The sequence below is a fragment of the Limnofasciculus baicalensis BBK-W-15 genome (assembly GCF_024178385.1).
In the GTDB taxonomy this organism is placed as follows: domain Bacteria; phylum Cyanobacteriota; class Cyanobacteriia; order Cyanobacteriales; family Coleofasciculaceae; genus Limnofasciculus; species Limnofasciculus baicalensis.
The window spans coordinates 1-7,292 of the sequence record NZ_JAMZMM010000316.1 but is presented as its reverse complement, the minus strand read 5'-3'; the positions used below and the strand labels follow the sequence as shown (position 1 = coordinate 7,292).

Genomic DNA, 7,292 nt, shown 5'->3' with positions numbered 1-7,292 from the left:
CCCCATTCCCCATTTTCTATCCTCGAATCGGATTATGGACTGTAACTAGTTTAGTGCCATCAGGAAAAGTTGCTTCTACTTGCACTTCCTGCACCATTTCCGGTATGCCATCCATCACCTCATCACATCTCAATATAGTTGTACCGTAACTCATTAACTCTGCCACACTTCGCCCCTCTCTCGCCCCTTCAAGAATTGCCGCAGAGATGTATGCTACTGCTTCGGGATAGTTGAGTTTTAACCCTTTGTCTTTGCGTCTTTCGGCTACCAAAGCGGCTGTAAAAATTAGTAATTTGTCTTTTTCCTGGGGTGATAATTGCATAAGTCAGGGAGTAGGGAGTGGGGAGTGGGGAGTAGGGGCTAGGGGCTAGGTTGAGGATTAGCGATTAGCGATTACTATAAAGGCCAAAATCGTGGTTTGGTAACGGCAAGCCCGGAATGGGATAAGCGGAGGAGTTGCCAAACCTCTGTAAACCAGTTTCTCACCTCTGAAGTCGATCCGCCACGATAGCGACATAATAATCCGTCCCCCATGGTTTGAGTCACGCCTGCTTCTCCCTGTCTTGCTTTTGCCATCCAGATATTTCTCGCTTCCGTAATAATTTCAGATGATACAGGTTGTCCGATGTAAATGAGACTTGCGACAATTGGTTGTCCCGCTAATCCATGGGGACTGTTGAGAATTTCCTCTCCTCCTGGTAACCATTGTCTGTCAATCCATAGAGGTTTTCCTTCTTGCCAGATTTCAGTATGGGATCTCCATTCACCTTGCAAAAATCTTTCTCCCCTAGCAGTACGACCAAAACGGGTTATCTCCCATCCCAACCAACTTGCTCCTGATGCTAATTTTACCCGCAAATCCTGCTGATAAACTGCACCATTGAATACAATTGTTTCTTGGGGTAACCATTCTAAAATAGCACCAGCATCTACTTTAATGTCAATAGTTTGTCTGGCTGCTTGCCCTTCCGGAGATACAGGAGATCTACCGCGACTACCATAGATTTTACTAGCAGCAACAGTAGTAAGTAAAGCTTGGGAATTAGGTTGAAGATGGATAGTTTGAGAAAGAATATCACCTCCCACAATCCCACCTGCGGTATGCAATACTGCTGTATGGCAAATACCCTCCCCTTCTGGATAAAAGGGACGCTGTACTTTTAGAGGCGATCGCGATTGAGAGTGAATAAGTTGAGTTTTACTCTGGTTATAGGCATATACTAACTCCAAACTGCCATGCCATCCAGTGGCAACTTCTCTTGGCTTAGTGGTGAGACTTGTCACTTGGGTGTTCATCGATTAAGTTACCGCAGTGGGGGCAGATTATAGCATGTTTATGTCGTTTTTTCTTCCGCTTGCCTTGCAATTCGTCATAAAATCCGGAGGCGATAATTCCTGTCGGTAACGCCAATATCCCCACTCCCAACACGGCTAATATTCCTGCCAAAATTCTTCCCATCGGAGTGATAGGATAAATATCTCCGTAGCCAACTGTAGTCAATGTAACAACCCCCCACCACATAGCTGTGGGAATATCGGGAAATGCCTTGGCTTGAGCTTCATGTTCCGCAAAATACATGAGACTAGATCCGGAAAACAACAGCAAAAACCAGACAAAAAATGTAATAATCAATTCTTCTTTTTTAATAAGAAATACTGTAAATATTATTTTCAATGAATCAGAATATCTGGTCAACTTTAATAATCTGAAAAACCGAAATAAGCGGATGGATCTAGCAAATCGTATATCTGGAAAAAATAGAGGCAAGTAAAATGGAAGGATAGCAGATAAGTCAATCAAGAGTAAAGGAGTGAAGATGAATCGTAATCTACCCCAAACTGGATGTCGAAACTTTGGATTGACGGTACATGACCAAACTCTTAAACTATATTCAAAGGTAAAAACAAAAACAGATATAATATCAAATGCAGTCAGAACTTCTTTATATTCTATCCAAACACTATGGACAGTTTCTAGGCTAAATGTCACTAAATTCAGAACAATTAATACCAAGATAAAACTATCGAAAACTTGACCAACCCAATTATCTTTATTGGAGCCTTCGATAATCTCAAAAATGTACTGTTTTAGTGATGGCTTCATTCAATCTCGTTTGTCTAAACGAAGATAGTTTTTTTCTAGGCTGCTTATATCATTTCCGGTCGGAATTATTCAACTGAGTAGTGCAAAAATCTTTGCGTACCTTTGCGCCCCCCTTTGGGCTATGAGCGTTAAAAAAAAGATATTATACCAATGCCAAAGGATTCGATATTAAAAGCAAAGAGAGAACGGGAAATAGTTTTAAAAGGGAAGAGGTAAAAGTATAATCCCCATACTTTTAAGTAAGTATGGGATTCCATGTCGTATCTTGAAAGGAACATAGTATCAGATTCCTTCACATCCCGATAGCATCACAGGTGACGGAATGGTTCCCAGTCTAGGACATCTTGTAATAATGCCTGATACCCTAACACATTAGGATGAAGTCCGTCATCAGACAAACGATGAGTACACCAATCAGTACCCCGATTCATCCATGTATCGAAAATATCCAAATAGGGAATCTGACGTTTCAAACAAGCAAGGCGGATTGCTTCCTTGTAGCGGTACTGATCGAGATGATTGTAGTACAAACAATCGAGAAACGGCATCTTAGATTCATCCACAGGTACCATTCCCACAAATAGAACCTTACAGAGTCCCTGCGCTTGGTCGAGCAAATTTGCCAACCCTACCTGAAATATATCAAAATCTGTAAAATTCCGACCGTTGCTACGCCCGAGACGGGCAGAATCATTCACGCCGACAGAGAGGATAATCTTATCTGGAACCCGATTCCGCAATTCCCCGCGACGGCGAAACTCGTGTTCTAGACGATCTTGCACTTGCAGGATACCATCTCCACGGACACCCAAATTGTACAGGATGTGACCGGAACTATTGGGTGACATCCACTGCCGTCGCAATCTCTCTACCCAACCTCCGCCTTCAGGATCGCCAAACCCATAGATGAGGCTATCACCCAATACTACCAATTTTAGAGGCTGTTGTTTGATGCGATAAGAGGGATGAAAGCTAGGTGCAACAAGTGTTTGCATAGACAATAGTACCTGGTCACTCAATTGTTAACAACTCGACACATTTAGATGGTTTGAGGAATATGGTACGCTATTATCTGCGCCTGTGGGTATTTAAGCGACCAATAAAAGAAATATGCGGTACAGATGTCCCATGTTCACCCAAGACTTACTCTTATTATCAGCCGCCGCAGGGGTGAATGTCATCGTGGGTTGAAAGACTTCATCAAATCTTCATTTCGGGAGGCTTTTAGAACAAGTGTACTGTAAATACGCCAGCACGCACTGCTATAATATCGAGAAAAATTAATTACACTATGTCACACACATGTCACACATTAGTGGTATTCATCAGTTATTTGAAAAACAAGTCGCAAAAACACCCAAGGCAGTAGCAGTAGTTTTTGGACAAGACCAATTAACTTATCAAGAACTCGATCAAAAAGCTAATCAACTAGCCCATTATTTACGATCAGAGCAACGGCATTGCTTTTCAGGATATCAAGAGGAAGATTTAGTTATTTCCCCTGATTTCTTCTTGGCTTTACAGCAGTGTTTGCCTAAGATTAGTTGTGTATAAATGTGGTATTGAATCAAAACCAAGGTGAGCAACTTCAAAAGCATCCAGCTTTTGAGCGAACAATTCGGTTTTGTAAAATGTGGGATCAAATCTCTTTTGACCCTAACTATGATACATTACCTTTATCCGTTTTTGTGCCAATGCTCGAAAGTGTTTTCGGACAAAAGGTCAAGTGTCTCGGTTGAGTAAAAGTTGAAAATGATGATGAATATGCCAGACAAAATTCAGTGGGTTTATAGTTCAAAAAATAATAGTGAACTTAGCGATCGCTATAACCAATGGGCTAAAGATTATGAACAAGATTTAACCGAAACTTTTGGTCGTCCCAACCGCGAACCCATCGTGGATTTAACGATTAAGTACGTTCCTAAAAATGCCCGAATTTTAGATGCTGGAGTGGGTACGGGTATCATGGGTAAATGGCTACACGAAGAAGGTGTTGGATGCTGGGTGGTCAAGCTTCCTGTCGATACTGACAAACAAAGCCGTAAACGCTGGTTTGTTGGTTATACCAGTAAGCGCCCATAATACATCACAAGATTGTTCTAATTGCGGTGAGAAAGTACCTAAAAAGCTGCATATTCGCTGGCATGACTGCCCTCATTGTGGTTTTTCTCTTGACCGCGATCATAACGCGGCGATAAATATAAAAAATAGAGCGGTAGGGCATTCCGTTCTTAAAGCCAAACGCCTCCTAAGCGATAGCCGGATTGGTTTGGAAGCCTACACCATACCTGTACTCAGGTTGGTGTAGGAGATGTCACAAAAGGGAGGCTCTCAGCTTCTATGATGTTTTGGTAGGATAGGCGAGATGATCTGTCTGGAGGATCTAATCAACCCAAGACACCTACCTTGACCGATATTTTTGCTGCCATTGAGATGCACCCAGAGTTCTCATACAATTAGAGCCAACCTTAAGCAGTCAACTGAAGAGCCTTTTCGCGGGGTTTCAGGGAGATGGCAAAAGTATGACGGTTCTCAAAAATCTCAAACACCCTGTCTACTTGAGTTAACTCAAAAACAATGCGAATAGAGGGGGCGACGCAACACAGACTGAAGCGCAGTTTCCGTTTTTGCGCTTGACGAAAGGCAGCCACCAACGCGAGCAACCCTTCACTGTCGATAGATTCCACCCGTTGCATGTCCACCAACACAGCGGAATACTGTTTTGACAATATCGCTTTTGTGAGCTGCCGTTTAAATTCAACGGAGTTGGAGACATCAATCTGTCCAGAAGGCTGTATAATAGCCAGTTCCGAGTCCCTGATAGCAACTACCATAGTTCACTCCTTACGTTGGTTCACAAAAAAAATTACAGAGAATAATCTGAAGATAACGTCTGAATTCCCTAAACGTCCACTCCACTGCCTAAAATGGGTGGACTCTCGCCAAATCGTTCTCCTTTACTAAATTTTTACTGAGGTAATTTTTAGTAAATGTGTGAAGATATACTGATTTTATTGAATTTTTGTTTCCAACAATTCTATCTCAGTAAGGTAAAGACAGGATCTAGCCATTGCCTGATGTTACAATAGCAAGTCAACTCTTTGAATATAGCTATCTTTATCCGATCTTGATGTAAAATAGAATACTATTTTTGATATAATAATCAATCTCTGCTTTGTTAGGTATTTGAAGTATAGTATTAGACCCCATTAAGCTTCAGATAACAGTAATCCAAATCACTGAAAAATTTGATTTCCATCACTATCTTGAATAGGGATTCAATTGATAATTCGATACTATGGAGTTCTACGAAAATAAACAGTGAAAACGACATACGTTATTCGCCATCTGGTAGAAAAAGCCCTCTACATTAGGAGACTCACTCCTGATATTGAAAACGAAATCAACTACGAACTCACCCGTCTAGGTTATATTTCCGATGCTGATTACGAAGCGCTGGAATTATTAATGTCTGAGATGGATGCAGGTCGAATTCAGTTAGTCGCAACCACATAGATTGCGATCGCGGTAAATCCCAATTGAGTAGGACAACACTGAGTCGCCACAGGGATATTATGGGCTATTCCCACCACAGGCGTTCGGTTAACTATTCATAAATTCGAGTGTTGCAATAAGCTCGTTACGTTTTCTATCCGTTGCTGGTAGTATTGTGGTAATCCACAAGGCAATTAACAATCTCTCAATGTTAAGCCCCACCAGCGTTTAGGGAACCCCCTGTCTATACTAAGTTGATGTGGATCAAAGAAACATCCTGTGGATAGGGAAGAGGATAAAGGCTTTCAAGAAAGATCAAATAGGTAGGTTCAATTGGCGATCGGTAGGTAGGCCTAAAAAAATATCTAATAAATTTGTAAGCAAATAAGCTATAGCAAAAGGTAGAGGACAGAGGGCAGAATGCAGAAGAGAAAAGATTGCCTGGTCAAGGTTTGCTCCTTTGCTCCTCTCCTCATCACCTTGGCGACTGCTATATCAGCAGTCAGTAGCTTTATTTTAGAATTAAGCAGTTCATGATGACTACTTACTATGTGGACAATAATCCCCACAATGAATAGCTTTCTCAGAATTAGCAATTGATGGATGCACCGTGCATTTGAGACGGTAATCATTGATAAAAAACTGACAGTTTGTACAGGGGATTTGGTGCATTTGTTTAGCATTAGCCACACCGTTTCGTATTGCTGATAAAACTGTCCAAAATCCGAGAATCACTATCCCCCATGCCAAACAAAAGCAAATCGGCACTAAAAAGGGTTGGATAGCATGAACTAGTGAATATAGTAGTTGAAACACAATAGTTGTTAATCGCTATATTTGACCAACAACCAACAACCAAAAACCAATAACTAAAATGGAATATCATCCAAATCTTGCTGATTATCCGATCCCCCAAATGTGGAGGGTTGAACAGTATCAAACCTTGGATCTGCAACTGAATGGGGATAATCTCTTCCTTTGGGACTTGGTTCAGACTCCTTGCGCGATCGCATCGGTACAACCACATTACTAGATCTTGTAGTCGTTGCTGGAGTTGAGGAATTAACCGAACCAGAAGTAGCAGGAATTTCTGGTACTATCTCTGTATCCACTCCCAGCTTGTACATTCGGGAAGCAACCAATTCCGCACGTTTTTCCTTAAACCCTTCTGGCCTCTCGATAGTATTCATACTCAAACGACCTTCAATCGCCACCAAATCGCCTACCGAATACATATCCTTAATTTCCTGGGCGAAATTGCCCCATCCCACCACTTTTAACGTTGCAGGTGGCTCATCAGCTTTGAGAGCAGGAAATTCCACCAGCATCTGGGCTATGGGGGTTTGAGTATCCGAGGTGTAACGGAGTTCTGGAGCTTGAATGATTTGTGCCATCAAGACGCAGCTATTCATCTGTATTCCCCCTTGTACCAGTGCCAATTACATTTCATCAACAATTTCAACTATCATAGTACAAATATACCGCTTCTAAAAACCTAGACAAACCTACCCACTGGTAAATCGAGCTATGTATAAGTCCACGGTGTAACTTAAAGTCGATAACCATTAACGCTTGCGCTTGGCTGATACCCGGCATTGCTGCTCGATATCAACCCTCCATTGCGTGGGGAATGGGGAGTGGGGAAGAGAGTTTTGATTTTTGGAGAGCGTTGCGGGACGAAGTCCGTTTTAAG

General features: G+C 41.9%; 8 protein-coding genes and 2 pseudogenes. 4 read left to right on the top strand and 6 right to left on the bottom strand.

The annotated features are described in order from the left end of the window. Window positions 1-16 precede the first annotated feature (16 nt). The 4 genes from ureA to NJ959_RS23055 form a co-directional block, all read right to left on the bottom strand. Complete coding sequence (ureA, locus tag NJ959_RS23070; RefSeq protein WP_254014090.1) at window positions 17-322, bottom strand: urease subunit gamma; 306 nt, start codon at window positions 320-322, stop codon at window positions 17-19. A gap of 74 nt (window positions 323-396) precedes the next feature. Beyond that, a complete protein-coding gene (locus NJ959_RS23065; protein WP_373693697.1) occupies window positions 397-1,296 on the bottom strand; it encodes an urease accessory protein UreD in 900 nt (299 codons plus the stop codon). Then, the gene (locus tag NJ959_RS23060) at window positions 1,265-2,104 is read right to left on the bottom strand and encodes an ion transporter (RefSeq protein ID WP_254014088.1); all 840 of its coding nucleotides are present in this window, start codon (window positions 2,102-2,104) and stop codon (window positions 1,265-1,267) included. The genes NJ959_RS23065 and NJ959_RS23060 overlap by 32 nt, the downstream gene beginning before the upstream one ends. Window positions 2,105-2,412: 308 nt before the next feature. Then, window positions 2,413-3,099, bottom strand: coding sequence for a GDSL-type esterase/lipase family protein (locus NJ959_RS23055; RefSeq protein WP_254014087.1), 687 nt, complete (start codon window positions 3,097-3,099; stop codon window positions 2,413-2,415). A gap of 316 nt (window positions 3,100-3,415) precedes the next feature. Between NJ959_RS23055 and NJ959_RS30815 the strand changes: the two are divergent. The 3 genes and pseudogenes from NJ959_RS30815 to NJ959_RS23040 form a co-directional block, all read left to right on the top strand. Beyond that, window positions 3,416-3,556, top strand: a pseudogene (locus NJ959_RS30815) (AMP-binding protein); the annotation flags it as partial. Between the two features lie 312 nt (window positions 3,557-3,868). After that, window positions 3,869-4,186, top strand: a complete 318-nt coding sequence (locus tag NJ959_RS23045) for a class I SAM-dependent methyltransferase (protein WP_254014085.1) — start codon at window positions 3,869-3,871, stop codon at window positions 4,184-4,186. Beyond that, window positions 4,089-4,412 (top strand): annotated as a pseudogene (locus NJ959_RS23040) (zinc ribbon domain-containing protein); the annotation flags it as partial. The gene NJ959_RS23045 and the pseudogene NJ959_RS23040, both read left to right, overlap by 98 nt. 160 nt (window positions 4,413-4,572) lie before the next feature. Here the strand turns inward: NJ959_RS23040 and NJ959_RS23035 are convergent. Next, window positions 4,573-4,938, bottom strand: a complete 366-nt coding sequence (locus NJ959_RS23035; RefSeq protein WP_254014084.1) for an STAS domain-containing protein — start codon at window positions 4,936-4,938, stop codon at window positions 4,573-4,575. A 487-nt stretch (window positions 4,939-5,425) separates the two neighbouring features. On the opposite strand from NJ959_RS23035, the gene NJ959_RS23030 reads away from it, so the two are divergent. After that, on the top strand, window positions 5,426-5,620 hold the full coding sequence (locus NJ959_RS23030) for a hypothetical protein (RefSeq protein WP_254014083.1): 195 nt from the start codon (window positions 5,426-5,428) through the stop codon (window positions 5,618-5,620). 848 nt (window positions 5,621-6,468) lie between these two features. On the opposite strand, the gene NJ959_RS23020 is transcribed toward NJ959_RS23030, so the two are convergent. After that, on the bottom strand, window positions 6,469-7,011 hold the full coding sequence (locus tag NJ959_RS23020; protein ID WP_254014081.1) for a single-stranded DNA-binding protein: 543 nt from the start codon (window positions 7,009-7,011) through the stop codon (window positions 6,469-6,471). Window positions 7,012-7,292 lie beyond the last annotated feature (281 nt).